The sequence below is a fragment of the Longimicrobium sp. genome (assembly GCF_036388275.1).
In the GTDB taxonomy this organism is placed as follows: Bacteria; Gemmatimonadota; Gemmatimonadetes; order Longimicrobiales; family Longimicrobiaceae; genus Longimicrobium.
This window is the reverse complement of the sequence record NZ_DASVSF010000065.1, coordinates 22,622-48,235: the sequence shown is the minus strand read 5'-3', so window position 1 is coordinate 48,235 and position 25,614 is coordinate 22,622. Positions and strand designations below refer to the sequence as shown.

The window sequence follows — 25,614 nt, the reverse complement described above, 5'->3', positions numbered from 1 at the left end:
GCCGTCACGCCAGTCCGAGCACGGACAGGATCACGTCGATCAGCTTGATCCCCACGAAGGGCACGATCAGTCCGCCCAGGCCGTAGACGAGCAGGTTGCGGCGCAGGATCACGCTCGCGGGCGCCGGACGATACTTCACGCCGCGCAGGGCCAGCGGAATGAGCGCGACGATGATGAGGGCGTTGAAGATCACACTGGCCAGGATGGCCGACTGCGGGCTGGCCAGCCGCATCACGTTCAGTGCGTCGAGCTCGGGATACGTGGCGACGAACATCGCCGGGATGATGGCGAAGTACTTGGCCACGTCGTTGGCGATGCTGAACGTCGTCAGGCTGCCGCGCGTCATCAGCAGCTGCTTTCCGATCTCCACCACCTCGATGAGCTTCGTGGGGTTGGAATCCAGGTCCACCATGTTGCCGGCTTCCTTGGCCGCCTGCGTGCCGCTGTTCATCGCCACGCCCACATCGGCCTGCGCCAGCGCCGGCGCGTCGTTGGTCCCGTCGCCCGTCATGGCCACCAGTCGTCCGCCCTGCTGCTCGCGGCGGATGACCTCCATCTTGTCCTCGGGCCTGGCCTCGGCCAGGAAGTCGTCCACCCCCGCCTCCTGGGCGATGGCGGCGGCGGTGAGCGGGTTGTCTCCCGTAATCATGATGGTGCGAATCCCCATGGCACGGAGCCGCTCGAAGCGCTCGCGGATGCCGCCCTTGACCACGTCCTTGAGGTAGACCACGCCGAGCGCCTGCGCGGCCCCGCCGTTCTTCTCGGCGACGACCAGCGGTGTGCCGCCCGCGCGGGAGATGCACTCCACGGCGGCGTCCAGCTCCGGCGGGACCTCGCCACCGTGTTCGCGCACCCAGCGGGCGACGGAATCGCCCGCGCCCTTACGGATGCAGTGGCCGTCCAGGTCGATGCCGCTCATCCGCGTTTGCGCCGTGAAAGGGACGAGCGCGTGCTCACCCTCCGCCAGCGTGCGGCCACGGATGCCGTACGCCTCCTTCGCCAGCACCACGATGCTCCGCCCCTCCGGTGTCTCGTCGGCGAGCGAGGCGAGCTGCGCGCGGTCGGCCAGCCGCTCGGCCGTGACGCCCGCGACGGGGATGAACTCCGCCGCCTGCCGATTGCCGAGGGTGATCGTCCCCGTCTTGTCCAGCAGCAGCGTGTTGACGTCGCCCGCCGCCTCTACCGCGCGGCCGCTGGTGGCGATCACGTTGTGCTGGATCATCCGGTCCATTCCCGCGATGCCGATCGCCGACAGCAGCCCCCCGATCGTCGTGGGGATCAGGCAGACGAGCAGGGCGATGAGGACGACCGTCGGCACGGGGCCGCCGCTGTAGACCGCGAACGGCTGAAGCGTGGCCACGGCCAGGAGGAAGATGATGGTCAGTCCGGAGAGGAGGATGGCCAGCGCGATCTCGTTCGGCGTCTTCTGCCGCGTGGCGCCTTCCACCAGCGCGATCATCCGGTCGATGAAGGTTTCGCCGGGGTTGCTGGTGATGCGGATCACCAGCCAGTCGCTGAGCACCCTGGTGCCCCCCGTCACGGCCGAGCGATCACCGCCGGATTCGCGGACGACGGGCGCGCTCTCGCCGGTGATGGCCGATTCGTCCACCGACGCCACGCCCTCCACCACCTCGCCGTCCGAGGCGATCACGTCGCCCGGCGTGCACAGGATCAGGTCGCCTTTGCGCAGCGCCGTCGCGGAGACGGACTCCGTGCGCACCCGGTCAGCCGGGTCGACCAGGCGCTTCGCCATCGCCTCCGTGCGGTTGCGGCGCAGCGTGTCCGCCTGGGCCTTGCCGCGCCCCTCTGCCATGGCCTCGGCGAAGTTGGCGAAGAGCACCGTGAACCACAGCCACAGCGCGATCTGGACGGTGAATCCGATCTTCTCCCCCTCCGCCACGTCGCGCAGAAGCAGGAGCGTGGTTGCCACGCTGCCGATGAGTACGACGAACATCACGGGGTTCCGCACCATGTGGCGCGGGCCGAGCTTGGCGAACGCATCCACCGCGGCACGCCGGACGACAGGCCCGTCGAAGAGCGGCCGGGCCTTCGCGCGCCGGCCCTGGGCAGAGGGTGGCGCCGTCGGCGGCTCCGCCCTGCGTAACTCCGCGCGGTCCTTTAGCGGTGTGCTCATCAGAACACCCACCCGGCGTTCATCATCAGGTGCTCGACGACAGGGCCCAGCGCGAGTACCGGGAAGTACGTCAGCGCGCCCACGATCAGGATCACCGACACCAGCAGCCCCACGAAGAGCGGCGTGTCGACGGGAAAGGTGCCCGCCGTCTCCGGCGTCACCCGCCGCTCGGAGAGGAAGCCGCCCAGCGCGAGCGCCGGGACGACCAAGGCGAAGCGGCCGATCAGCATCGCCATCCCCATCATCGTGTTGTAGAAGTAGGTGCCGCCCGTAAGCCCCGCGAAGGCGCTGCCGTTGTTGGAGCCTGCGGAGGTAAAGGCGTACAGCATTTCGCTGAGCCCGTGCGGGCCGGCGTTGTTGCGCCCGGCGAGGCCGGCATCCATCACCGATGCGCCGGCGGTCATGATCAGCACCACCGCGGGAAACGCGAGGACGTAAAGCATGGTCATCTGCACCTCGCGGCTCCCGATCTTCTTCCCCAGGTACTCCGGGGTCCGCCCCACCATCAGACCCGCCAGGAAGACGGTGAGGACCACGAAGATCAGCATCCCGTACAGCCCCGCGCCCACGCCGCCGAAAATGACCTCGCCCAGCTGCATGTTGACCATGGGCACCAGCCCGCCCATGGGCGTGAAGGAGTCGTGCATGGCGTTCACGGCGCCGCAGCTGGCCGCTGTCGTCACCACGGCGTACAGCGCGCTGCCCACGATGCCGAACCGCGTCTCCTTCCCCTCCATGTTCCCCGCGGAGTGGCCTTCCACCACGCCCGCCACGTCGATCCCGCGAGCGGCGTGGATCGGGTTGCCGGCGGACTCGGCCGCATAGGTCACCGCCGTTCCGGCGACGAAAAGGATGAACATCGCGGCGAGGATGGCCCAGCCGTGGCGCGGCTTCCCCGCCATCCGCCCGAACGCGTAGACGACGCCGGCGGGAATCAGGAAGATCGCCAGCATGGAGAGCAGGTTGGTGAACGGCGTGGGATTCTCGAACGGATGCGCCGCGTTGGCGTTGAAGAAGCCGCCGCCGTTGGTGCCCAGCTGCTTGATCGCCTCCTGCGACGCTACCGGCCCCATGGCCAGAGTCTGCTGCACGCCCTCGACCGTCGTCACCACGTCGTAGGGCTTGAAGTTCTGGATGACGCCGCGCGAAACCAGGACGAGCGCCAGGATGATGGAGAGGGGGAGGAACAGGTAGAGCGTCCCGCGGACGAGGTCCGCCCAGAAGCTGCCCAGCCGTCCGGCCGAGCGCCGGACGATGCCGCGCGCCAGGGCGAACGCGACGCACATCCCCGCGGCCGCGGAGGCGAAGTTGTGAAAGGCGAGCTGCGTCATCTGCGAGAAGTACGACATCGTGCTCTCACCGCCGTAGCTCTGCCAGTTGGTGTTCGTGGTGAAGGACGCCGCCGTCTCGAACGCCTGCCGGTCCGGCACGGCCGCCATCCCCTGCGGGTTGAGTGGCAGCACGGCCTGCAGGCGCAGCACGGCGTAGGTCGCCAGCATCGACACCACGCCGAAGAGCAGCATGCCGGCCGCGTAGCGTGTCCAGTGCTGGTCTTCATCGGGGTCCACCCCCAGCGCGCGGTAGATCCCGGTCTCCGCCGGGCCCAGCCACCGCCGCCGCCCCTCGTAGACGGCGTGGATGTAGATGCCCATGGGCTTCGCCAGCAGGAGCACGAGGGCGCAGTAGAAGAGGATCTGGAGCCATCCGTTGGCGGTCATCTCAGAACTTCTCCGGTCTCAGCAGCGTGTACGTCAGGTAGGCGAGAAGCGCGGCCGCCAGCACCAGTCCACTCCAATTTTCGGCGGTCATTTCGGTCCCTCCGCCTCGCCCGCCTGGCGGCCCAGCGCCTCGCACCCGCGCACGTACGCGAGCATGGCGGCGAAGAATCCGGCGCTGGCGAGCAGGTAGATCACGTCGAGCATGATCCTGTCGGGTTGATGCCGGACGATCCGGCGGCGCCCTCGCGCCGCGCCGCGCCCGGCGTGATGTGCGTCCGTTATGGGCGGCGCATGGTGAACCGCCCGGAGCTGCGCCCCGTCGTCCGGCCTCCACGCGTCCACCACTGCCCCGTCAGCGAATCGCCCGCGAGCACACCCCGTCCCGCGAACGGGTGCCCCTGCCCCGGATCGAAGGCGAACTCCACGGAGTCACCGCGGGCCAGCCGCGCCATCAGCGTGGGCACCTGCGCGGTCGCGGGCAGGTCCAGCGACCGCAGATCGGCGGAGTAGACGCCGTAGTGCGTGGCGGGGCCGGACAAGCCCTCGATGCGGCGGTGCCGTGAATCCTCGAGCAGCACCACACTTCCGTTCACGGGCGGCGGGCCGATGGTGTCGCGAGTGAGCGTTGCGCGGTGCTCCAGGTGGAACTCCACCGTCCACTCGCCGTGCAGCCGCTCCGGATGCGCGGCACGTGTCGTATCGGCCCCACGTTCGCACGCCGCGCCGGCGAGGAGCAGGAGCGCCGGCAGCACCGCGTGCAGGACCACGTGGGCGGTTCGGGAAAGTCGCGCGTTCACCATGGGTCGACGCCTGGAATGCCCGATCCCGATCATCGCGGGCTCGCCGCGAGGGGTTCGGAACGTTACGCGTCGAAGGTAGGCAACAAGCCGTAAAGGCCGCACAAAGGCAGGGCGCCTTTGCGTTCAGATCTCACAAAGACCACCGCCCGGCGCGGGGAGCACCGGGCGGTGGTCGACAGGACGACATCCACTGTTCGGTCACTGAGAACCGCAACGTTGACCGGGACGTTTCCAACCGCAAGGACGCCTAACGGCGGTACTCTCCGTCGGGCCAGCCCCGGTACGTCATGCAGGCTTTCTGGGCCGGTTCGGCGTCGGAAATGGACTCGCAGTGCTGCTTGTCGGCCATGTATTTCTCGCGGCCGAGATCCGGTGGCGGGTCGCCGCCGCACCCGCTCAGCACCACCACCAAGGGGATCACGCGCCGCACGAACCGCCCGTGGAACTGTTCATGTACCCTGCTGGCCATCGTGCACGCTCCCTCATCGTAAGTTTGCACGGTGCAATCTGGTTCGTCGCATCCCAGAAACAACGACATCAGCCGCAGCCCGCACCGCAGGCCTGCCTCATCGGCCCGCCGCCTCATCCGGAAGGGTCGCCGTGGGTACCGTAAAGATGAAGACGCTTCCGCCGCCGGCGCGGGTCTCGTGCAGGAGCGAACCACCCTGCACCTCCGCCAGCCGCCGTGCGATGGACAGGCCCAGTCCCGCTCTATCGGCGTCGGGCACGGCCCCGCGAGCGCGGTAGAACGGCGCGAACACATGCTCCACCTCGGAAGGCGGGATCCCCGGTCCGCGGTCCGCGATCTCGAAAGCGAGACGATCCCCCTCTCGCGTCGCGACAAAGTCGATGGGTGTGCCCGGCGGAGCGTACTTGTGCGCGTTCTCCAGCAGGTTCACCAGGACGCGCAGCGAGTGGACGAAGTCGAAGCGTCCCAGCAGCAGTGGATCACCCGGCTCTACGCTCGCCCGCACCTCGCGGTCGTGGAGGGGACCGGCGACGCGTTGGAGCGCCGCGCCGACGAGATCCTCCGCCGCGACCACCTGGGCGTCGACCCGCAGCTCCCCCGCGTTCAGCCGCGACAGGTCCAGCAGGTCCGCCACAAAGCGGTTCAACCTGTCCGCCTCTTCCTCGATCATCACCGCGCGCTCGTCCCCGGTGCCGCGCATCTCGTGGGCGAGCGCCTTGATCGTCGTGAGCGGCGTGCGCAGGTCGTGCGACACCGACGCGAGCAGCGCGTCCTTCAGCCGGTCCGCCTCGCGCAGCGCCTCCGCCCGCTCGGCGTCGGCGATCAGCCGCACCCGCTCGGCGCCCAGCGCGGCGTAGTACGACAGGGCCGCGAAGAACCGCCGCTGCGCCGCGTCCAGGGTGATCCCGCCTTCGCGCGTCACACGGAGCACGCCGACGGTGCGGCCACGAACGCGAAGCGGGAGGGAGAGGCCGCGCGCGTCATCCACCGCCGGCACCAGGTCGCCACCGTCCGGCAGCATCCGAACGGTTCCATCCAGCCGCTCCACAACCGGAACGACGCGGTCGTCCGCCAGCGCCGCGGCCGTCGCGCCCTTGCCAGGGGCATCCGGGCCTGCTTCGGCTTCGCCGCCTGCGCGGGCGCCTGGACGGACGCCGCCGGAATCGTCCCGCAGCCAGATCTCGCAGGCTCCCATCCCCAACGTAGACCGGATCACTTCCGCGATCGCGTGCAGCGCCTGGTCCGCCCGGCCGGCGTTCAGCGTCTCGGCCCCGAGCGTGGCGAGACGGTCGATCTCCGCGGCACGGCGCCCAGCCTCTTCGGCTTCGCGGCGTGCGCGATACAGGAGCTGGGTCGCCACCGTGGTCACGGCGAGGTAGCTGAACAGCACCAGCCAGTCCAGCGCCCTGTGGATGACGAAGGTGCCGTATGGGAGAAGGAAGAAGAAGTTGAAGCAGAGGAACGAGAGAAGAGCGAGCGCCAGCCCGCGGGCGCGGCTGCCCCGGGCGCTGGCCGCGAGCACCAGCAGCAGGTACGCCAGGGCCACGTGCGCCTTGTCGAGAGATGGACGCACGGCCACCAGCCCTGCCGTGAGCGCGCCCAGGGCGGCGATCCAGGGCGCCCACGCCAGCGCCTCGCGGACATCCTCGCGCGATCTAGGCACGCGGTCAGTCCAGCGCCCGGAAGCGGTAGCCCACCCCCGGCTCCGTGATGATCAGCCGCGGGCGGATGGGGTCCTGCTCCACCTTGCGCCGCAGGTTAGCCACGTGCACCCTCAGATACGCCTGCGCGTCGCCACCGGAGCGACCCCACACGGCGCGAAAGAGCTGGTCGTGCGTCATCGTTCCGCCCGCGTGGGCGATGAAGGCCCGCAGGAGGTCCCACTCCGTGGGGGTGAGGTGGATCTCTTCCCCGGCTCGCGAGAGCACCCGGCGGCCCAGGTCGATCGTAAGCCCATCCGCCTCGACCGCCCCGGCGCCGCCGGGACGAGGCACGCTTCGCGCACGCCGCAGCTGCGCGCGCACCCGTGCCTGCAGCTCTGCCGTACCGAACGGCTTCGTGATGTAGTCGTCCGCGCCCGCATCCAGCATCCGCACCTTCTCCGCCTCCGAGTGGCGCGCGGAGAGCACGACGATGGGTGCCGACGTCCACCGCCGGAGTTCGGTGCATATGCTGATCCCGGGCACATCGGGCAGACCGAGGTCGAGCACCACCAGGTCCGGGCGCTCGGAGGCCGCCTGGTCCAGCCCCTCCTTCCCCGTCGCCGCCTCGATTACGCGGACGGTGTCGTCCTCCAGCGCGCGCCGGACCACCCGGCGAATCTGCGGCTCGTCGTCGATGACCAGGATCGTGGAATCACTCATCGGTGACTCGCCCTAGAGCTCGATCTGCGCACCCAGCTCCACCACGCGGTTGGGTGGCAGGCCGAAGAACGACGTGGCCGTGCGTGCATTCCGGCTCATCACCGCGAACAGGTGCTCCCGCCAGGGTGCCATTCCCGGGTTCGTCGACGGGATCAGCGTCTCCCGGCCCAGGAAATACGATGTTTGTCCGGGACGCAGGTCGAGCCCATCCGCCTGCACGGTGGCCAGCGCGTCCGGCACGCATGGATCCTCCATGAAGCCGTACGCCAGCACGATGCGGTAGAACCCGTGTCCCAGCTCCTCCACCGTCACGCGCTCCGCCTCGGGCACGTGCGGCACCTCCTGCGTCTCCACGCTCAGCAGGACGACCGTCTCGTGCAGCACCTTGTAGTGCTTCAGCGAGTGCAGCAGCGCCGGGGGGGTGCCGCCGCGGTTGCCGTACATGAATACCGCCGTCCCCGGGACCCGCTGCGCCGTGCGCCCGCCCGCGTCCTTCAAAAAGAGATCAATCGGCAATGTGCCCCGCTGCAGGCGCTCGGCCAAGATCCCGCGCCCCGTCTTCCACGTCGACATCAGGGCGAAGATGATGGCACCCACCACCAGCGGAACCCACCCGCCATGCGGGATCTTGACGATGTTCGCGCCCCAGAACGCCAGGTCGATGGTGAGGAAGAAGCCCGTGAACAGCAGCGTGGCCCATAGCGGCCACCGCCAGCGCTCGCGCTCCACGGTGAAGAGCAGCAGCGTCGTCACGACCATGGTGGTCGTCACCGCCACCCCGTACGCCGCGGCCACGTTGCTGGAGCGCTGAAAGCCGAGCGTCAGTCCGATGCAGGAGATCATCAGCAGCCAGTTGACGCTCGGGATGTAGATCTGCCCGCGCTCGCGCCCCGAGGTGTGGCGGATCTCCACCCTTGGCATGTAGCCCAGCTGCACCGCCTGCATCGTGAGCGAATACGCGCCGGTGATGAGCGCCTGTGACGCGATCACCGCCGCCATCGTGGCGATCACGACCACGGGATACAGGGCCCACTCCGGGACCATGTGGTAGAACGGGTTCTCCACCGCGGCCGGGTCGCGGATCAGCAGCGCGCCCTGGCCAAAGTAGTTCAGCAGCAGAGCGGGAAGCGCGATGTAGTACCACGCCAGCCGGATCGGCTTTCTGCCGAAGTGCCCCATGTCGGCGTACAGCGCCTCGCCGCCCGTCACCACCAGGAAGACCGAGCCCAGCACCAGGAACCCGCTGTAGCCGTTCTGGATGAAGAAGCGCGCGCCGTACAGCGGGTTCACGGCCGCGAACACGCCCGGAGCACGCACGATGTGCATCACCCCCAGGACCGCGATCAGGACGAACCAAAGCAGTGTGACCGGGCCGAACAGCTTTCCCACGCGCTCCGTCCCGTGGCGCTGGATCAGGAAGATGGAGACCAGGATGGCGATGGTAATTGGGACGATGTACGGCTTGAAGACGGGCGTCGCCACCTCCAGCCCTTCCACCGCCGAAAGGACGGAGATCACGGGAGTGATCATCCCGTCACCGTAGAGGAGAGCGGTCCCGAAAAGGCCAAGCATGATCAGGACCCAGCGCGGGCTCCTGCGCGCCGCCGATACGGGAGTCACCAGCGAGGTGAGCGCCAGGATGCCACCCTCCCCGCGATTGTCCGCGCGAAGCACGAACACGGCGTATTTGAAGGAGATCACCAGCACCAGAGCCCACACGATCAGCGACAGCACGCCAAGGACGTTCTGCGGCGTAGGGTGGATCCCGTGCGTGTGGTGGAACGACTCGCGGACGGCGTAAAGGGGGCTGGTCCCGATGTCGCCGTAGACCACGCCGAGCGCGGTGAGGGAGAGGAGCGCGAGGTACCGCCCGCGTGGCTCACCATCCGTATTTGTATGGTCCGACACGATCGCTTTCCTGGCGGAGTGCGGAAATCCACTACCACCGTGAAAAAGGCCAAACAGGATGACCTCCCCGACGTGGAGGGAAGTCGCACGCCTCAGCCGGCTTGCGCGGTAAGAACCTCGTTCGGGGTCCGCGGCGGCGTCAACGGGTTCTGACGCACTGGGCATGCAACTACGGCGGAATTCCTACATCTTCGTGCAAAGTCTTTGTGGCTTCTTTATGCGTGGGCAGACCGGGGGCGTGAGCCGACGGCGGTAGGCACCTACGCCGCCAACCGTATGCTGCCACGGAACCCACTACCCACCGTAGTCTCAGAAACGCCCGAGCGGCAGGTTGATGCTGGCTTTACCTGATGCCGTCTCGTCGCCTGTAGGTGCGTACCAACCATTCAGTCCCTCAAACGAGATAGCCGGCAGCGATGAAAAACGGCTGGTCCCTTCCTGTAAGGTCGATCCCGGTATGACCGGCCTCGTCACAGAACAACGTTAGTCCCACCCTTTGCCTCCTGTTGCTATTTCGCGCTACCAGGCTCAACGAGAGAATATGACGTGGCAGGCAAATGCCCAACCAAACGGACCGGTTGCGAGGCGAAGGTGATCCTTGACCCACAGCCCGAGGCCGGGGGGATCGGTCGCAGGCTGCTATCCTACGAGCCCGGGCGCGATCACTGGGAACGTCATCCGCTGGCGTCAACTCCGTCAGATCCGTATTGTGTCGTATACTGGCCCCGTCGTCGGCTTGCGCACTACTCCAAAGTCCCACACCCCGATGGGCGAAGAACGCATCATCCCGGTTCCGCCCCTGCCTCGGCACCGGGAGGGCGACATCTTGGCCGAGCTGCCCAATGCCGTCGGCCTTGTGCTTTGGCAGGAGGTTCGGCACCTGCGGGACTGGGCGGAGTCGCCCCCGCCGGTGCGGGCCCGGCTGTTCAGCGCCCCTTCCAGGGAAGCGCTTGCAAAGCAAAAAGAGGCTCGCGCGTACGCGCCCGAGCTGATCGGTCCGCTGGACACGTTCGCGGCCCTGCGGCGTGACCCGCTGGGGATCAGCGGTGCCGATGTCGGTACGGCCTGCGAAAGGGTGGTCGAGTGGGCACAGGAGCACGATCATGCCCAGGCCGCGATCGAATGGGCAGAGATTGCCGCAATGGTGGACCCAGCCAACCCCAAGCTCGCAAATCTGGCCGGGCGCGTGACGCGCAACGCGAACCTGTACGACCGATCCGAGCTGTGGTTCAAGCGGGGCCTGGGCTTCGCGCGGGACCAGGGCATGACGGTCGAGCTGATCCGGGGACACCTGGGCTACGGCACGTTGTGCAAGGAGATGGGCCGGGTGAACGGCGCACGCCATCACCTGAACGCCGGTGCGAACCTGGCCTGGCGGGAAGGCCCGCCGTCGCTGGCGGCGGAGGCGCAGCACGACCTCTGCGCCATGCTGATCGTGCGGGGCCACCTGGCTGAAGCCGCGGAGCGCGCGCAGAAAGCGCTCGCCTGGTATCCCAAGAGCCACCACAGGATCCCGTTCTTCGCGGCCGACGTTGCGCTGATGCTGGTGCTTGGACGCCACTTTCTTTCCGCCGCAAGGCTGGTGCGGCTAGTGCTGCGCGCTGTCCAGCAGCCGAGTGCGCGAGCGACCATCCTCGCGCTTGGCGCACGCGCATTCTCTGGTGCCGGCGAGCCGGAAGAGTCAGCGGTACTCCGGCGCCGCGCCGTGAAGCTGCTGGACAATCACCGCGGGATGGAGCCGGTCACCCGATGGCACCTGGCTGACGCCCAGCGGCTGGCCGGAAACTGGGAAGTCGCTGAGCGGGAAGCCGAGACCGCGCTGTCCGTCGCCCTCGACCAGAACGACCGCGAGATCGAGCGCCTGACCCGCATCCTGCTCAAGCTCATTCGAACCAGGAAGGCCGCCCCGCTCAAGACGAGGGGAAGCAGGGAACTCCAGGCCTTCCTGAACGAACTGGCGGGGCGGGTCTCGGGCTGGTCCCCACGGCGCGGCGACTGGCCCGGGCCGTGGGGCAGTAATTGGGCGGCGTAGGACCGCCCTCACAATCCTCAGTTGCCGGAGCCGAACGTGGCTCCGCCCCTGGCCGCCGATCCCGTATCGGCGGCCGTCGTGTTTTCCACCACACTCGTGGTCTCGGCGGTCGTCGTCGTGGTGGTGTCGTCCGTGGTGCGGTTGCCGGAGCCGAAGGTGGCGCCGCCATTGAAGCTCTCCGACGCTGGCCGCACGGTCGCCTGTGTGGGATGCTCACCCTTGCAGCCGACAGCAGCGGCAGCGGAAACGGCGATCACGGTGGCGGCGAGGGTGCGGCGAATGGCGGTCTGCATGGTAGGAACTCCGGGAAAACAGTAGGGATGCCGCGTCAGGAGGACGCGGGTCAACGATAGGCGGGACACTCCATTTCCGCCAGCAGCTTGGGGTCTACTTTGGGCGCTTCCACCCCGACCCGGCGGCGGTTCGAGGTTTGGCGCTTAGGGCGTGATTGGCTTTGATTATGTCGCGTTGCGTCTGAGTGGTCGCGGGCAGGTCTGGCCCTGCCCTGGTAGGCAGCGGGACTGGCCGATCGACGGTCGATGAACGGGATGTGCGGCCGGACGCGCTTGGTCAGGGGCGTCTCGTGCAGCGGCAGCCCGCCGTCCGGCACTCTCAGATGCAGTCACGGCGTGAATCACCCCTGCATCCGGGAGCATGTCCAAGCCGCCGATCCGCCACGGTCACCGTCCGCGCCAGAGGCGTAGCACCACGTCGCGGCGCTGGCATGTCTCCCTCGCGCCGAAGCGCGATCCCGCCGTGCCGGAGCCAGCGATGGAGGGCACGCCGATCCTGGAGGAGTCGCCCGGCGACCTGGGCGTGCTCCTCTGGCAGAGCTACCGCGACGTCGTCTTGTGGGGGGATTCGGAACCGGAACACCGCACACAGCTCTTCGCGCCTGGCTCTCTCGAGCGACGAGAGGCGCTGATCCGCGGCAGCAACCTGGTTGGCGAGGTTCGCGTCGCCATTGAGCTTCTTACCGCGGCGCTGCGGGAGTCTCCCCCGTCGAAACCCGCCGAAATCGTCTACTGCTGCAGCCGAGTCGCGGAGTGGGCCGCTGCTGCTGGGAAGCGATACACGGCCTTCGCGATGGCGCTGGCGGCCGCGGGCCTTGAGCCGAACGACGCGGCCATCGCGTTGCGAGTCGGGCAGTACGCCGCCTCAGGAAGGCTTTTCATCGCCGCGGAGGCATGGTTCCGACGCGTGGTCGGGCTTGGCCGCCGCGCCAGGGACTACGCGTCGTATGCCGATGCGTGGGTAGAACTCGGGCGTGTCTGTGCTGCCCGCGCGGCGCTACGCCCGCCGACTTCCCTGACCATCGAAATCGATCCTGCACAGGCCTCAATCGAGGAGGTGAACAGGCACCTCGATCCCCGCATCTCACCTGAAATCCACTCGGGGGCGGATCACGCCGCTCGGGCGCGGCAGTGTTTCATCACTGCGGCCCGCACGGCTCGCCGGCATGGAATGCGAACGACTGGTGGCGAGGCGTACCACGAACTGTTTCTCCTCGCGTTCGCGGCTGGCCACTTCGGCATCGCCGACCGCTACGCGAAGAAGGCCCTGCGCCTCCTGGGCAAGCACCACTCGCGGAATCCCTCGCTCCGCCACGCGTATGCGAGCCTCATGCTGCGGCACAGCGAGAATGTCGTCGCGGCGATCCAGATGCTGGAGGCCGTGCTCCCGAGTCGCCGCACCACGCCGGAACGCATCGAGACCCTGCTGCTCCTGGTCGAAGCGGCTGGCCGTGCAAAAGACGAGGAGCGGTTCCAGAAGGGCTGGTACGATGCCCTCAGCACGATCGAGCGCCTGGGAGAATCGCCGGCAGCCGCGAGGCACCTGCTGAGCCTGGCGCAGGTTGGGATGGAACTGGGGGAAGAAACCCGTGCGATCCATGCCGCCCGCCGGGCGTTCTCCCTGGCGGCCCACGTCCGCGACCACGGCCTGAAGGACGAGGTCGAAACGTTCCTCGCTCGGCCGCGTCCCGGGCGCGCCGCGTAGCCAAGGCGGATGATCTCGGGCCGTGGCTTCGGCGGTTTTCGACCTGGAGCGCGCCGTCCGGATCGTCGCAGCGTACAGCGATGGTCCCGAGACGACCACGTTTGTCACCGTTGGGGCGCAGTTCGGGATCAGTGGCGAGCGGGTCCGGCAGATCATGGAGAAATACGAGGAGGTGGCTGGCACGAAGGTCCTGCGGCGCGAACGACGGAGCAGGCATGCACCGGCCGCTCCGCCCGCTCCGAAACCCTCGGCTGCCCAGGCACTGCTCAGCCGGGCGAAGCTGACCACGTGCGGGTGCTGGGAATGGACGGGGCCGAAGACGCCCGCCGGCGCTCCCGTCTTCACGCGAGTCAAGGGGCAGCAGCACGCGCACAGGGCCGCGTTCGTCCTGTGGTGCGGTCCGATCCCGGCCAGGGCCTACGTTGCGCAGACCTGCCGCAACAAACTGTGCATCAACCCGTCGCACCTCGTGGCGCTTCCCCGGAAGGAGGCAATTCGCCTTCACCCGAACTGGGACGCCGAGCGCAACACCTGGCGCACGGGGCGCGAGCGCCTGACACACTGCAGGAACGGCCACGAGTTCACGGTCGAAAACACACGGTGGGTCACCCACGGGACGGCGGCAGCAGGCGGGGGCACTATGACTGTAACGACACGGCTGTGCGCGGTCTGCGCCCGCCAGCGCGGACGTCGGCACGCCGGGACACACCCGCGCCCCCGCAAGCCGCTCCCACCGCTGCCGGCTGATCTAGGGGAGCAGGAACTGGAACGGCAGATCAGGGCAATCGTCCGCGTTTCGCCCGCTTCAGATCGCGCTCCTGAACTCTGGCGCGAGGTCGAGGCCAGGATCGGCCACACCGGGCTGCAGGTGATCTCGACGCCGGTGCGCGTCCTGGTCCGGTGCGCGGCGCTGCCGAATGAGACCTGGGCCGCGTACGCGAGACGGACCGCAGGCCACGGAGAGTACGAGGAGTGGTTCGTAGCCCGGATGCTGGCCGATCCAAGGATACAGAAGGTACTCAGACGGGCGGGTTCCGTTTTCATCATTTCTGATCAATGGCCGGGGCATCATGAACACACCGATGATCGCGCCGCGTGACGATGTATCCGACACCCATCTGCTGCACCGGTGGCTCAGCGAGGGGGACGAGGGGGAAACGTTCATGGCGATCTACGCCCGGTACCGCGAGGATGTGCGAAAGGTCATGGAAGACGCGGGTCTGCAGCCGATGGACGCCGAGAACCGCGTCGGTTCCGTGTTCGCGCACGCCCGTCACGCGCTCCCGCCTGAAACCCCGCTGCGCGAACGCTTGGCGTCCGCCGCGCGCACCCTCGCGGCCGTCCCCCACCAGATCCCCGAACCATGTGAAAGAGAAGCCACGCGTGGACGCTGACCGCTTGGCCGCCCTTCTGGACGGGCGGCTGCGCGGTCCTGAACGCGCAGCCGCCATCGCTGAACTTGCCGCCCTGCCGGACGCAGACTTCGGCGTGTTCGCCGAGGCGACCAAGGGGTTGCGGGAACAGGAGGAGGAGCGCAGTGCGGCACGGGAGCCCCGCACCTCAACCGCCAGTTGATTTCACGGACAGCGCAGAACCGGGCGAGTCCGCGCTGATTCCATGAGACCGCCCTCCTCTTCTACACACATGTACAGAACACCCCCGCCCAGCTTCGGCCCGGGAATTCGATGCGTCCATGCAACGGTCTACGCAGAAATGAACACGCACCGGAACCACCGTCGCTGAAGACTCAGGGCGTAAGCGCCGCTGACCTGCAGAGGTTTCTCACCGGGATCAGCCTGGGAGTGGCGCCAGCGGCACGGCCCGCCGGCGTGGTACAAGCTGCGAGGGGGGCTCGCGCGTCCCGGGGGCGAGAACACCCCTGAGTGCCGCACCAGGCATTTAGCCCCCACAAGTGCGAGACGCCGCCACTCTTCCGAGCGGCGGCGTCTTCGCGAGTAGCCGAGTTTATTTCCGAGTAGCCGACTTTATTTCGCGGTAGCCGAGTCTATTTCGGAGTAGCCGACTTTAACAATCGCGGTCGGCTTCCCCGTGCGTCCCCTACTCCACGGTGACGCTCTTCGCCAGGTTCCGCGGCTGGTCCACGTTGGTGCCGCGCAGCACGGCGATGGGGTACGCCAGCAGCTGCAGCGGCACGCTGGCCAGGATGGGCTGGTCATTCGATGCGGTGTGCCACGACGTCCGGCTGCCCGGGCCGCCGAAGCAGAAACTGCGATGCGTGCTGGCCGGCGTTCGCGGAAAAGATCAGTTCCGCATCCAGTTCCGTGGCCGTGAACACAGTGGGCGTCCGCGCCCGCAGCACCAGCCGGCTCAACCCGGGGGCTTCACCGAAGAGCGTGCCTCCCTCCCGAGTGACGGTGACCACGAGTCCGTCGGGCAGCCTGTACCTCCCTGTGTAGGCGGCGAGGACCCGCTCGTCCACCTGCACGTCCCCGCTCGGGCGGGCGGCGACGCCCGCGTCCTCCACTCGCTCGTGCCGAAAGGGGCCGTTATCCATCGCCACGATCCGCCCGGCGGAATCGGCGCGGAAGGCCACGTACATCTCACCGTAGTCCAGTTGCCCGTTCATCAGCCGGAACAGCAGCGGTTCCACCTGCCCCCACTCACCCCCCCAGAACGCGATCGTGCTGTCGTCGGAAACCGTGACCTCCAGCGTCCGTGGGACGTAGCCCCGTTCACCGGTGCAGCTATGGCACCATGCGTCCCAGCGGTAGCGGCCGGCGAACCGGCCCATGTCGTCGCGCACCCGCGGCCGGGTCCAGGGGGTGTCCTCCGTCTCCAGCCCGTCCACCCGCGGCAGCATCCGCGCGGCGACCCGGCGCACCACTCGCTGCTCCAGGCTGGCGACCTCGCGGTTTGCCGCGATGAACACGCCCGTGCCCTGCTCCGGCCACAGCCACATGCTGGCGGCATAGCCGTTCATGCTGCCGGAATGCCAGATGGCCGGGTGCCCGTTCAGGCGCCCCTCGAAGAAGCCGTACGCGGTTCCGAGCAGCCGCGGATGGTTGCGGGCGTGGGTGCGGTGCATCCGGGCCGCGGCCGACTCCGAGAGGATGCGTCCGCGGCCATACCGCCCGCCCTGGAGGTGGGCGATCATGAACTTCGCCATGTCGGCCGCGGTAGCGTTCACGTCCGAGGCAGGATACGTGTGAAAGTGCTCCCACTCTTCAGGGGCGTACCCGCCGGGGCCGTAGGCGTATCCCACGGCCGCGTCCGCGCGTAGCGCTTCCGGCACCAGGCCTACGCTGCTCCTGTGCATCTCGAGCGGCGTGAATATCTCCCGCTCCATGTAGGCGGACAGCCTGTCGCCGGATACCTGCTCGACCAGGTGCCCCGCCAGGGCGATGCCGTAGGTGGAGTAGCTGATGTGCTCGCCTGGCGCAAAACGCGGCACCAGTCGTTCTCGCAGGAACTGCGAGAGGGGAAGAACGTCCTGGGGGCGGGCTGCCTTGCGGCCTGGGTTGATCTCGTCGAAGCCGGCCGTATGGCCGAGCAGGTGCTCGGAGGTCACGGGGCGGCCGTGCGGCGCCGGGACCTTCCATCCGGGCAGGTAGGCGTTCACGTCCTCGTCCAGGCGAAGGCGTCCGCGGTCGGCCAGCTGCACCAGCGCGGTCGCCGTGAACACCTTCGAGATGGACCCGATGCGGAAAATCGTTTGCTCAGGATCCACGGGAACGCTGTCCCGCAGGTCGGCGTACCCGTAGCCCTTGCTGAGATACACCTCGCCGCCGCGCACCACGACGACGACCGCGCCGGGGATGTGCGATCGCGACATCTCGTCGATGATCACCGAGTCGAGAGCCGCCTCGAGCGCGGTGGGGGAGGAGGGCGCGAAGCGGGGCCGAGTGGCCGCTCCGGGGGCGCAGGCGGCGGATGCCATCAGACCGGCGAGCGCACCCGCCCCGAGGATGGCGATCGAACGGGATCGGGAATCTGGAGAGCGGAGCATCTCTGGTACCGGTGCGCGTCGTTGACGGGACGGGACCCCGAAAATTTTCGAAGGCCCTGCCCCTAAACTTCGCGGTGTGCACCGCGGACGAACAACGCCTGCGGCGCTACCGGCGGCCGCAACGGCGCGAGCGGCCTGGAGCCTGGCGCAAGCGGCGGCTTTCAGGCGCTGCCGAGCACCCGGTGCAGCCGTTCTCCATACCGCCTGCTCATTCGCAGCTCCGTACCGTCGCGCAGCAGCACGAGCGAGTCGCCGGCGAACCAGGGGCGCAGTTCCCGCACCTGCTCCAGGTTCACCAGCGTAGACCTGTGTATGCGAACGAACCCGGCGGGACCCAGCCGCCCCTCCATGCCCCGCAGGGTCTCACGGACCATGTGCGTCTGCCCCCCGGTGGTATGGACGAGGACGTAATGGCCGTCGGCCTGGATCCAGCGTACCTCGGCGGGTGACACGAAGATGGCGCGGTCCGCAAGCTTCAGCATCAGGTGCCCGGCAGGCGACGGCCGCGCCGCCAGTGCCCTGGCCTGGCGCTTCCGGGCGCGTCGCAGCGCCGCCCTGAACCGTGCCCGCAGCCGCGCAGCCCACTCCTCGCGAAGCGACTCCGCCTGGTGAGCGCGCGCCGCGTGCGCGCTGGAAAGCCGGCGGGCGTCCAGCAGGTGTGCCGCGCCCACGATTACGACGTAGTTCGTGAGTCCCTCGTGAAACGTGGATGCCAGCCACCGCGAGAGAGGAATCGGTTCCAGGGCTCCCACCGCCACGTCGAGCAGGTAGATGATGCTGAGCGCGCCCACGCTGATCGAGGCACCGGCCGCTGCGTGAATCGCCAGGTTTCGGCCGGTGCGGCCGGTTCCCAGTGGAAACCGGCGCGCCAGGTACACCACCGCCGGGGTCAGGACGGCGGCGGTGTAGGGCCCCAGGAGCCGCCGGAACACCATGGGCCCGCTCAGCCCCGTCGCGAGCGCCTGTTGCACCAGGTAAAGCACGCCCACGGTACTCCATCCGCCCAGCACCAGTACGAACGGGCGCCACCCGGCGAAGGAAATGGAGGCGCGCTGGCCCTCGGTCGATGCTTGCATGAGAGGTGCAGGGAGGTCCAGGTGGAGCCCGGGACGGGCGGGATGAACGAGGCGGCACGGGCGCTGGCTGGGCCTTCACGATCGCGAGCGGACGGAGCACCCGGAGCGAGCTGACGAGCCCCGGCGCTGCGCGCGGAACGTAAGTGCCCGGTGCGCTCCGGCGACACCGCGTTTCGCCCGGGTTGAGCCCTGCGCAGCGGATGTGGGAGGTCACACGCGTAAGCGGGCAGGCACGTGTCCGCTGCCTGCCCGCCCCCTTCGTACCACCGGGTTCCGGCCCTTGGTTCCAGTTCTTCGTTGCCGAGGCGCTACTCGACGGTAACGCTCTTCGCCAGGTTCCGCGGCTGGTCTACGTTCGTCCCGCGCAGCACGGCGATGTGGTACGCCAGCAGCTGCAGCGGCACGCTGGCCAGGATGGGCGTCAGCGCGTCGTGCGTGCGGGGGATGCGGATCACGTGGTCGACGACCTCCTCCAGCTCGGTGTCGTCCTGGCTGACGACGGCGATGATGCAGCCGCCGCGCGCCTTTACCTCGTCGATGTTGCTGCGCACCTTGTCGTACACCGCGTCCTTGGGCGCGATGACCACCACGGGCATGTTCTCGTCGATCAGGGCGATGGGCCCGTGCTTCATCTCGGCCGCGGGATAGCCCTCGGCGTGGATGTAGCTGATCTCCTTGAGCTTCAGCGCGCCTTCCAGCGCCGCCGGGAAGTTGTAGCCGCGCCCCAGGTACAGGAAGTTGCGGCTGTCCTTGTACTGCTCGGCCAGCTTCCGGATCTCATCCTCGGTCTTCAGGATTTCCGCCACCTGCTCCGGCAGCTGCCGCAGCGCGCGGACGATCTCGCGCGCCCGCGACTGGCTGAGCGTTCCCCGCAGCCGGCCCAGGTGAATGGTGATCATGGCCAGCACCACCACCTGGCTGGTGAACGCCTTGGTCGAGGCCACGCCGATCTCCGGCCCCGCGTGCAGGTACACGCCCGCGTCGGTTTCGCGCGCGATCGTGGAGCCCACCGCGTTGACGATGCCCAGCGTGGTGGCGCCCTGCTGCTTGGCCTCGCGCATGGCCCACAGCGTGTCGGCCGTTTCGCCGGACTGCGAGATGGGGATGGCGATGGTGCCCGGCTCCACCACGGCGCGGCGGTAGCGGAACTCCGACGCGTACTCCACCTCGGTGGGAATGCGGGCGATGTCTTCCAGCAGGTACTCGCCGATCACCCCGCTGTGCCAGCTGGTGCCGCAGCCCAGGATCACCACGCGCGTCGCCGCGCGAAGCTCGTCGTCCATCCCCGTCAGCCCGCCCAGCTTCACCGCGCCCTCTTCCTCCAGCAGGCGCCCGCGCATGGTTTCGCGCAGGGTGGTGGGCTGCTCCGTGATCTCCTTGAGCATGAAGTGCGCGTAGCCGCCGCGCTCCACCTCGCTGAGGTCCCAGTCCACGCGGTTCACGGGGCGGTCCACCGGGCCCTGCTTGGGGCGATGGACCACGTAGCCGGACTTGGTGATGGTGGCCATGTCGCCGTCGTCCAGGTAGATGACGTCGCGCGTGTGGGCGATCACCGCCGCCGCGTCGCTGGCCACGAACGTCTCGCCGTTCTCGCCCACGCCGATCAGCAGGGGGCTTCCCAGCCGGGCCGCGACGATCTTGCCGGGGTCGCGCGTCGACACCACGGCGATGCCGTAGGTGCCCTCCACCTGGGTGAGCGCGATTTCCACGGCGCGCTCCAGCGACTCGCCCGCGCGGCCGGTGCCGGAGTTGTAGATCTCCTCGATCAGGTGCACCAGCACCTCGGTGTCGGTCTCGGAGCTGAAGACGTGCCCGCGCTCCTGCAGCAGCTTCCGCAGCGTCCCGGCGTTCTCGATGATGCCGTTGTGCACCACCGCGAAGTCGCCCTTTTCCGACAGGTGCGGGTGGGCGTTCTTCGTGGTGGGCGGGCCGTGCGTGGCCCAGCGCGTGTGGCCGATGCCGTACCAGCCCACGGCGGGCTCCTTCACCAGCAGCTTCTCCAGCTCGGCGATCTTGCCGGCCTCCTTGCGCACTTCCAGGTGGCCGTTGTTCGACACCACGATCCCCGCCGAGTCGTAGCCGCGGTACTCCAGCCGCTTCAGCCCCTGGATGAGCATGGGGGTAACCTGCTGCTCACCGATGTATCCGACGATTCCGCACATGGCTCTTCGATCGCGTGTGTGATTTCGGGATCGGGATCCGCCGGCCTGACGATCATTCGCCACCGCCCGACGCTACCGCCCCGGCCTTCGTTACCGTTGTTACCGTCGTGACCCGCCGTTCAGGGAAGCGCCGCCCGCAGCGTTTCCACCAGCGCCGAGGCATCTGCCCGCGTGGGCGCCTCGCAGATGATGCGCACGATGGGCTCCGTCCCCGAGGGGCGCAGGTGGGCCCAGCGCTTTTCCGCCGCCCACGAAAGCCGCAGCCCGTCCTGCCGGTCGGCGTGCGCCTCGGGAAAGCGGGCCGCCAGCGCGTCGTAGACGGCGTCCAGAGGCTGCGAGGGGCGCGGCACCTTTTCCTTGACGATCTCGTACCGCCCGATCTCCGCCGCCAGCTCGTGAAGGGGCTTGCCCGTTTCGGCCAGCAGCTGAAGCACCAGCGCAGCGGCCACGGGCGCGTCGCGCGTCAGGTGCACGTCGGGAAGGATCACCCCGCCGTTGCCCTCGCCGCCGATGGTGGCGTTCTCCGCTTGCATCCGCCGCGCCACGTTGATCTCGCCCACCGCCGCGCGGACGAGAGGCACCCCCGCGCGCTCGGCCACGTCGTCCATCACCCGGCTGGTGGACAGGTTGGTCACCAGCGGTCCCGGGCGATGGCGCAGCACCAGCATGGAGGCCAGCGCCAGCGTGTAGTCCTCGCCGATGGCCCTTCCCTCCCCCGACACCAGCGACAGCCGGTCGACGTCGGGGTCCGTCGCCAGCCCCAGGTCGGCGCCGCTGGACCGTACCAGCGCCTCCAGCTCGCCCAGGTTCTCGGCCACGGGCTCCGGCTCGCGCGGAAAGAGGCCGTCCGTTTCCATGTGGATGGCGCTCACCCGGCACCCCAGCGCCTCCAGCAGCTGCGGAAAGATCCGGCCGCCCGCGCCGCGCACGCAGTCCAGCGCCACGTGGAACTTCTTCGCCCGGATGAGGTCCACGTCCACGAACGGGATGGCCAGGATGCGCTGCAGGTGGCGCTCTACGGCGCCCTCGTCCTGGCTGAAGCCGCCCAGGTCGCTCCAGATGGCCCGGGGGATGTCGCCCTCCAGGAAGGCGCGCATCTCGGCGCCCTCGTCGGCGTCCAGGAACATCCCCGAGGGGCCGATGAACTTCAGCGCGTTCCACTCGATGGGGTTGTGGCTGGCCGTCACCGCCAGCCCGCCGGCCGCCTTCAGGTCCTCCACCGCCAGCTGCACCGTGGGGGTGGGCGCGATGCCCACGTCCACCACGTCGCACCCCACGGACTGCAGCCCCGCCGTGGCCGCCCGCGCGAACATGGGGCCCGACACGCGCGAGTCGCGGCCCAGCACCACCGTCTTGCCGGGGCCGCGCTTGATGGCGTAGGCGCCGAACGCCGCCGCGAAGCGGGCGATCACTTCGGGCGTCAATCCCTCGGCCACGCGCCCCCGCACGCCGGAGACGCTCACCATCAGGTTGGAGGTATCGATCACGGGCAGCCCGGGTTTGCGGTACGTCGGATCGCCGGGGGACCCCGGCGGGGGCGCCAATGTCACGCCCGCGAAACAAGCCGTCAAGCAGCCTGGCGGCGGCGCCTGGAACGGGCCTTCGAGCCCGGCGGGCCCGCCGCCCCGGCCAGCGCTCCCGGCTCGGCCCGCGGCCGAGGGCCGGTGGTGATCACCGCCACCGCCGCCACGATCACCGCCGCGGCGATCAGCACCCGCGCCGTCACCGCCTCGCCCGCCATCGCCCATCCCAGGAACACGGCCACCACCGGGTTCACGTAGGCGTAGGTCGACACGCGCGCCGGCGTGCTGACGCCCAGCAGCCAGATGTACGCGGTGAAGCCCACCAGCGAGCCGAACACCACCAGGTAGGCGAGGGCCGCCAGCGACCGTCCGGTGAACGCCGCGGGATCCAGCCCCGCCAGCTCGCCCCGCGCGGCGCCCGCCACCAGCAGCAGCACGCCCCCGCACAGCATTTCCATCCCCGTCGCGACGAACGCGTTGGCCGGGAGCGTCGCCCGGCGGGCGTAGATGGAGCCGATGGACCAGGCCAGCGAGCCGCACAGCACCAGCGCCGCCCCGCCGAAATCCACGGCGCCGGCGCCGGCCAGCTGCGACGGGCCCACCAGGATCACCATCCCCGCGAAGCCCACGGCCAGCCCCACCGCCACCCGCCCCGTGGGCCGCGTGCCGCCGGGGCGAAGCCACTCCAGCAGCACCATCCACAGCGGCACCATCGCCACCAGCAGCGCCGCCACCCCTGAGGGCACCGTGCGCTCCGCCAGCGTCACCCCGCCGTTGCCGCCCACCAGCAGCAGGGCACCGATCAGGGCGGCGCTCTTCCAGTGCCGCCGCGTGGGCGCGGGCTCCCCGCGCAAACGCATGAACGCGTACAGCACCGCGCCCGCAAGCAGGAATCGGACCCCCGCCATCAGGAGCGGGGGAAGCGTCTCGATGGCGAAGCGGATGGCCAGGTAGGTGCTGCCCCACAGCAGGTACACGGCGGCGAACGCCGCGATCACCCGCCCCATCGCGGGAGCCCGGGACTCGCTCATGCGGACCCTCCCGCGCGAGGCGGATGGATGGCCGTGGTCTCCTTCACCGTGTCCATCACGATGGTGGAGCGGGTGGAGCGGATGGTGTCGATGGCGCCGAACCGCTCGCGCAGCAGCTCGCCCAGCTCGCGCGTTCCCGCCACGCGAAGCTTGGTGAGAAAGCAGTCCTCGCCCGCCACGTGGTGCACCTCCAGCACCTCGGGGATCTGCGCCAGCCGCTCGGCGGTGGTGATGGCGCCGGCGCGTTCGTCGGCCCGCACGAACACGTACGCCGTCAGCTTCAGCCCCAGGGCCTCGGGGTTGATGCGGGCCGTGTAGCCCTCGATCACCCCGCGCTCCTCCAGCTTGCGGATGCGCTCCAGGATGGCCGAAGGCGCCATCCCCACCTGCCGCGCGATCTCGGCGTTGGAGATGCGGGCGTTGTCCTGGAGAATGGCCAGGATCTGCCGGTCGATGTCGTCTATCATTCTTGCGTTCTCCTTCTGCACTGACGATACTTCCGCCAGAATGCTCCGTCAACGGCCGGTCGTTCAGCAGAGTGCGTGCCGCGCCGAACGATCAGCTCCGTGGCCGCGGAGAGGTGACGGGCGGTTGCCGCCGGCTTCGGGCGCGGGCTATGTTGGCGCCGCCGGGGCGTCTGAAAAACATGAAATCACGAGACCGATGAAAGACGAGATGAACATGGCGGGGCTGGGGCTGGGCACCATCGCCATCCACGCCGGCCAGCGGCCCGACCCCACCACCGGCGCCATCATGATGCCGGTGTACCAGACGTCCACGTACGTGCAGCCCGAGCTGGGGCGCCACCTGGGCTACGAGTACGCGCGCACCCACAACCCCACGCGCGAGGCGTACGAGCGCAACGTGGCCGCGCTGGAAAGCGGAACGCACGGCATCGCCTTTTCGTCCGGCCTGGCCGCCACCGACACGATGGTGAAGCTGCTGAGCGCGGGCGACCACGTGATCTGCGGCGAGGGGGTGTACGGCGGCACCTATCGGCTGTTCAACCAGGTGATCTCGCGGCTGGGCATCGAGTTCAGCTTCGTCGACAGCAGCGACCCGGCGGCGGTGCGCGCGGCGGTGAAGCCCAACACGCGGCTGATCCACCTGGAAACGCCCACCAACCCCATGATGCGGCTGAGCGACATCGCCGAGGCGGCGGAGATCGCGAAGGCGGCGGGGGCGCTGCTGAGCGTCGACAACACCTTTGCGTCGCCGTACAACCAGCGCCCGCTGGAGCTGGGGGCCGACATCGTGCTGCACTCGGTGACCAAGTACGTCAACGGGCACAGCGACATGGTGGGCGGCATCATCGTGGTGCGCGGCGACGAGCTGCACGAGCGCCTGCGCTTCCTGCAGAACGCGGCGGGCGCGGTGCCCGGGCCGTGGGACTGCTGGCTGGCGCTGCGCGGCACCAAGACGCTTCACCTGCGCATGGCCGCGCACAACGCGAACGGGCAGCAGGTCGCGGAGTGGCTGGATGCGCATGCCAAGGTGGAGCAGGTGTACTACCCCGGCCTTCCCGCGCACCCGCAGTATGAGCTCGCCCGCCGGCAGATGCGCGGGTTCACGGGAATGATCAGCATCGAGATGGGCTCGCTGGAGCGCGCGGCCGCGTTCGTGAACCGCGTGCGCATCTTTGCGCTGGCCGAGTCGCTGGGCGGGGTGGAAAGCCTGATCGGCCATCCGGCGATGATGACGCACGCCTCCATCCCCCGCGAGCGCCGCTACGCCATGGGCCTCACCGACGGCCTGGTGCGGCTTTCCTGCGGCGTGGAAGACGTGCAGGACCTGATCGCCGACCTGGAGCAGGCGCTCGCCGCGGTGTGAGGGAGGGCTGCGGCCACTTCGTGGAAGTGCCCCGGCTGGGGGATAGCCCAGGCCTGCACGGGCGAATGAATTCGCTGCAACAACCACACGAAGTCCGCCTTCGCGGACTACCCTGTTGCGGATGCACTCTGCGCATGGGTGGCGCGCCCCCGCATGGGTGTCATCCCGACGGAGCGGCCACGGTGAGCCCTACCTGACACCGCAGACCGCGACGACCGAGGGATCTTGAGGACCCTGGCGCGCCTGGGCCTCTGGATGACAGGCTGTGGGGTGCACCCAGTCGGGGTGGTGCACCATACTGGCTCCTTTCCCCCGCGCAGTTTGCGGGGGAAGGGTTGGGGATGGGGGGCGGCCGAGGCATGCGCCGGCCCACGTCGAAACGCCACCACAACTGAAGTGTACCCCCTCTCCCACGCTGTTTGTGGGAGAGGGTGGACGAGCATAAGCGAGGACGGGTGAGGGCCCCACGGCAACCGAGGTCTCGGCTTCGGTAACCGCTGCCGCGCCCGGGCTTGTACGTATCCGCAGCCGGATCCTTCGGCCCGCACAGAGGCGTGTGCGGGCCGGTTCAGCGCGCCTGGGCCTCATGACAGGCTGTTGGGT

At 69.0% G+C, this 25,614-nt stretch carries 21 protein-coding genes; 6 read left to right on the top strand and 15 right to left on the bottom strand.

Features of this window, described 5'->3' with window-relative positions; translation table 11 throughout:
• Positions 1–4: 4 nt before the first annotated feature.
• The 8 genes from kdpB to VF632_RS14395 form a co-directional block, all read right to left on the bottom strand.
• Positions 5–2,134, bottom strand: coding sequence for a potassium-transporting ATPase subunit KdpB (gene kdpB / locus VF632_RS14430; protein ID WP_331023612.1), 2,130 nt, complete (start codon positions 2,132–2,134; stop codon positions 5–7).
• The gene (gene kdpA / locus VF632_RS14425) at positions 2,134–3,852 is read right to left on the bottom strand and encodes a potassium-transporting ATPase subunit KdpA (RefSeq protein ID WP_331023611.1); all 1,719 of its coding nucleotides are present in this window, start codon (positions 3,850–3,852) and stop codon (positions 2,134–2,136) included. The genes kdpB and kdpA overlap by 1 nt, the downstream gene beginning before the upstream one ends.
• A 1-nt stretch (position 3,853) precedes the next feature.
• On the bottom strand, positions 3,854–3,943 hold the full coding sequence (kdpF, locus tag VF632_RS14420) for a K(+)-transporting ATPase subunit F (protein ID WP_331023610.1): 90 nt from the start codon (positions 3,941–3,943) through the stop codon (positions 3,854–3,856).
• Positions 3,944–4,130: 187 nt separating this feature from the next.
• On the bottom strand, positions 4,131–4,652 hold the full coding sequence (locus VF632_RS14415) for a hypothetical protein (protein WP_331023609.1): 522 nt from the start codon (positions 4,650–4,652) through the stop codon (positions 4,131–4,133).
• Positions 4,653–4,899: 247 nt separating this feature from the next.
• Positions 4,900–5,121 (bottom strand): hypothetical protein, encoded by a 222-nt coding sequence (locus VF632_RS14410; protein ID WP_331023608.1) that lies wholly within the window; start codon positions 5,119–5,121, stop codon positions 4,900–4,902.
• 97 nt (positions 5,122–5,218) lie between these two features.
• Complete coding sequence (locus tag VF632_RS14405; protein ID WP_331023607.1) at positions 5,219–6,784, bottom strand: sensor histidine kinase; 1,566 nt, start codon at positions 6,782–6,784, stop codon at positions 5,219–5,221.
• A gap of 4 nt (positions 6,785–6,788) precedes the next feature.
• Positions 6,789–7,484: a response regulator gene (locus VF632_RS14400; protein ID WP_331023606.1), complete on the bottom strand. Its 696-nt coding sequence runs from the start codon at positions 7,482–7,484 to the stop codon at positions 6,789–6,791.
• A gap of 12 nt (positions 7,485–7,496) precedes the next feature.
• Complete coding sequence (locus VF632_RS14395) at positions 7,497–9,395, bottom strand: potassium transporter Kup (RefSeq protein WP_414682897.1); 1,899 nt, start codon at positions 9,393–9,395, stop codon at positions 7,497–7,499.
• 823 nt (positions 9,396–10,218) lie between these two features.
• On the opposite strand from VF632_RS14395, the gene VF632_RS14390 reads away from it, so the two are divergent.
• The gene (locus VF632_RS14390) at positions 10,219–11,424 is read left to right on the top strand and encodes a hypothetical protein (RefSeq protein ID WP_331023604.1); all 1,206 of its coding nucleotides are present in this window, start codon (positions 10,219–10,221) and stop codon (positions 11,422–11,424) included.
• A 17-nt stretch (positions 11,425–11,441) separates the two neighbouring features.
• On the opposite strand, the gene VF632_RS14385 is transcribed toward VF632_RS14390, so the two are convergent.
• The gene (locus VF632_RS14385) at positions 11,442–11,717 is read right to left on the bottom strand and encodes a hypothetical protein (protein ID WP_331023603.1); all 276 of its coding nucleotides are present in this window, start codon (positions 11,715–11,717) and stop codon (positions 11,442–11,444) included.
• Between the two features lie 361 nt (positions 11,718–12,078).
• Here VF632_RS14385 and VF632_RS14380 point away from each other — a divergent pair, with 361 nt between their 5' ends.
• From VF632_RS14380 to VF632_RS14365, 4 genes are read left to right on the top strand one after another with little or no spacing between them, the layout of a single operon-like run.
• The gene (locus VF632_RS14380) at positions 12,079–13,422 is read left to right on the top strand and encodes a hypothetical protein (protein WP_331023602.1); all 1,344 of its coding nucleotides are present in this window, start codon (positions 12,079–12,081) and stop codon (positions 13,420–13,422) included.
• Between the two features lie 22 nt (positions 13,423–13,444).
• Entirely contained in the window at positions 13,445–14,521 is a 1,077-nt protein-coding gene (locus VF632_RS14375; RefSeq protein WP_331023601.1) for an HNH endonuclease, read from the top strand.
• Positions 14,505–14,816, top strand: a complete 312-nt coding sequence (locus VF632_RS14370; RefSeq protein ID WP_331023600.1) for a hypothetical protein — start codon at positions 14,505–14,507, stop codon at positions 14,814–14,816. The genes VF632_RS14375 and VF632_RS14370 overlap by 17 nt, the downstream gene beginning before the upstream one ends.
• Before the next feature lie 4 nt (positions 14,817–14,820).
• Entirely contained in the window at positions 14,821–14,997 is a 177-nt protein-coding gene (locus VF632_RS14365; RefSeq protein WP_331023599.1) for a hypothetical protein, read from the top strand.
• Between the two features lie 598 nt (positions 14,998–15,595).
• Here the strand turns inward: VF632_RS14365 and VF632_RS14360 are convergent.
• The 6 genes from VF632_RS14360 to VF632_RS14335 all read right to left on the bottom strand — a co-directional run bounded on the left by VF632_RS14360 (position 15,596) and on the right by VF632_RS14335 (position 23,648).
• Entirely contained in the window at positions 15,596–17,320 is a 1,725-nt protein-coding gene (locus tag VF632_RS14360; protein ID WP_331023598.1) for a serine hydrolase, read from the bottom strand.
• A 230-nt stretch (positions 17,321–17,550) separates the two neighbouring features.
• On the bottom strand, positions 17,551–18,465 hold the full coding sequence (locus tag VF632_RS14355) for a LytTR family DNA-binding domain-containing protein (protein ID WP_331023597.1): 915 nt from the start codon (positions 18,463–18,465) through the stop codon (positions 17,551–17,553).
• 308 nt (positions 18,466–18,773) lie between these two features.
• Positions 18,774–20,627 carry a glutamine--fructose-6-phosphate transaminase (isomerizing) gene (gene glmS / locus VF632_RS14350; protein ID WP_331023596.1) on the bottom strand — a complete coding sequence of 618 codons (1,854 nt, stop codon included), beginning with the start codon at positions 20,625–20,627 and terminating at the stop codon, positions 18,774–18,776.
• Positions 20,628–20,746: 119 nt separating this feature from the next.
• Positions 20,747–22,114, bottom strand: a complete 1,368-nt coding sequence (glmM, locus tag VF632_RS14345; protein WP_331023595.1) for a phosphoglucosamine mutase — start codon at positions 22,112–22,114, stop codon at positions 20,747–20,749.
• Positions 22,115–22,194: 80 nt separating this feature from the next.
• Positions 22,195–23,181: a drug/metabolite exporter YedA gene (gene yedA, locus VF632_RS14340; RefSeq protein ID WP_331023594.1), complete on the bottom strand. Its 987-nt coding sequence runs from the start codon at positions 23,179–23,181 to the stop codon at positions 22,195–22,197.
• Positions 23,178–23,648: an Lrp/AsnC family transcriptional regulator gene (locus tag VF632_RS14335; RefSeq protein ID WP_331023593.1), complete on the bottom strand. Its 471-nt coding sequence runs from the start codon at positions 23,646–23,648 to the stop codon at positions 23,178–23,180. Before VF632_RS14335 ends, yedA begins: the two co-directional genes overlap by 4 nt.
• Positions 23,649–23,844: 196 nt before the next feature.
• Here VF632_RS14335 and VF632_RS14330 point away from each other — a divergent pair, with 196 nt between their 5' ends.
• Positions 23,845–25,011 (top strand): cystathionine gamma-synthase, encoded by a 1,167-nt coding sequence (locus tag VF632_RS14330; protein ID WP_331023592.1) that lies wholly within the window; start codon positions 23,845–23,847, stop codon positions 25,009–25,011.
• Positions 25,012–25,614: the final 603 nt, after the last annotated feature.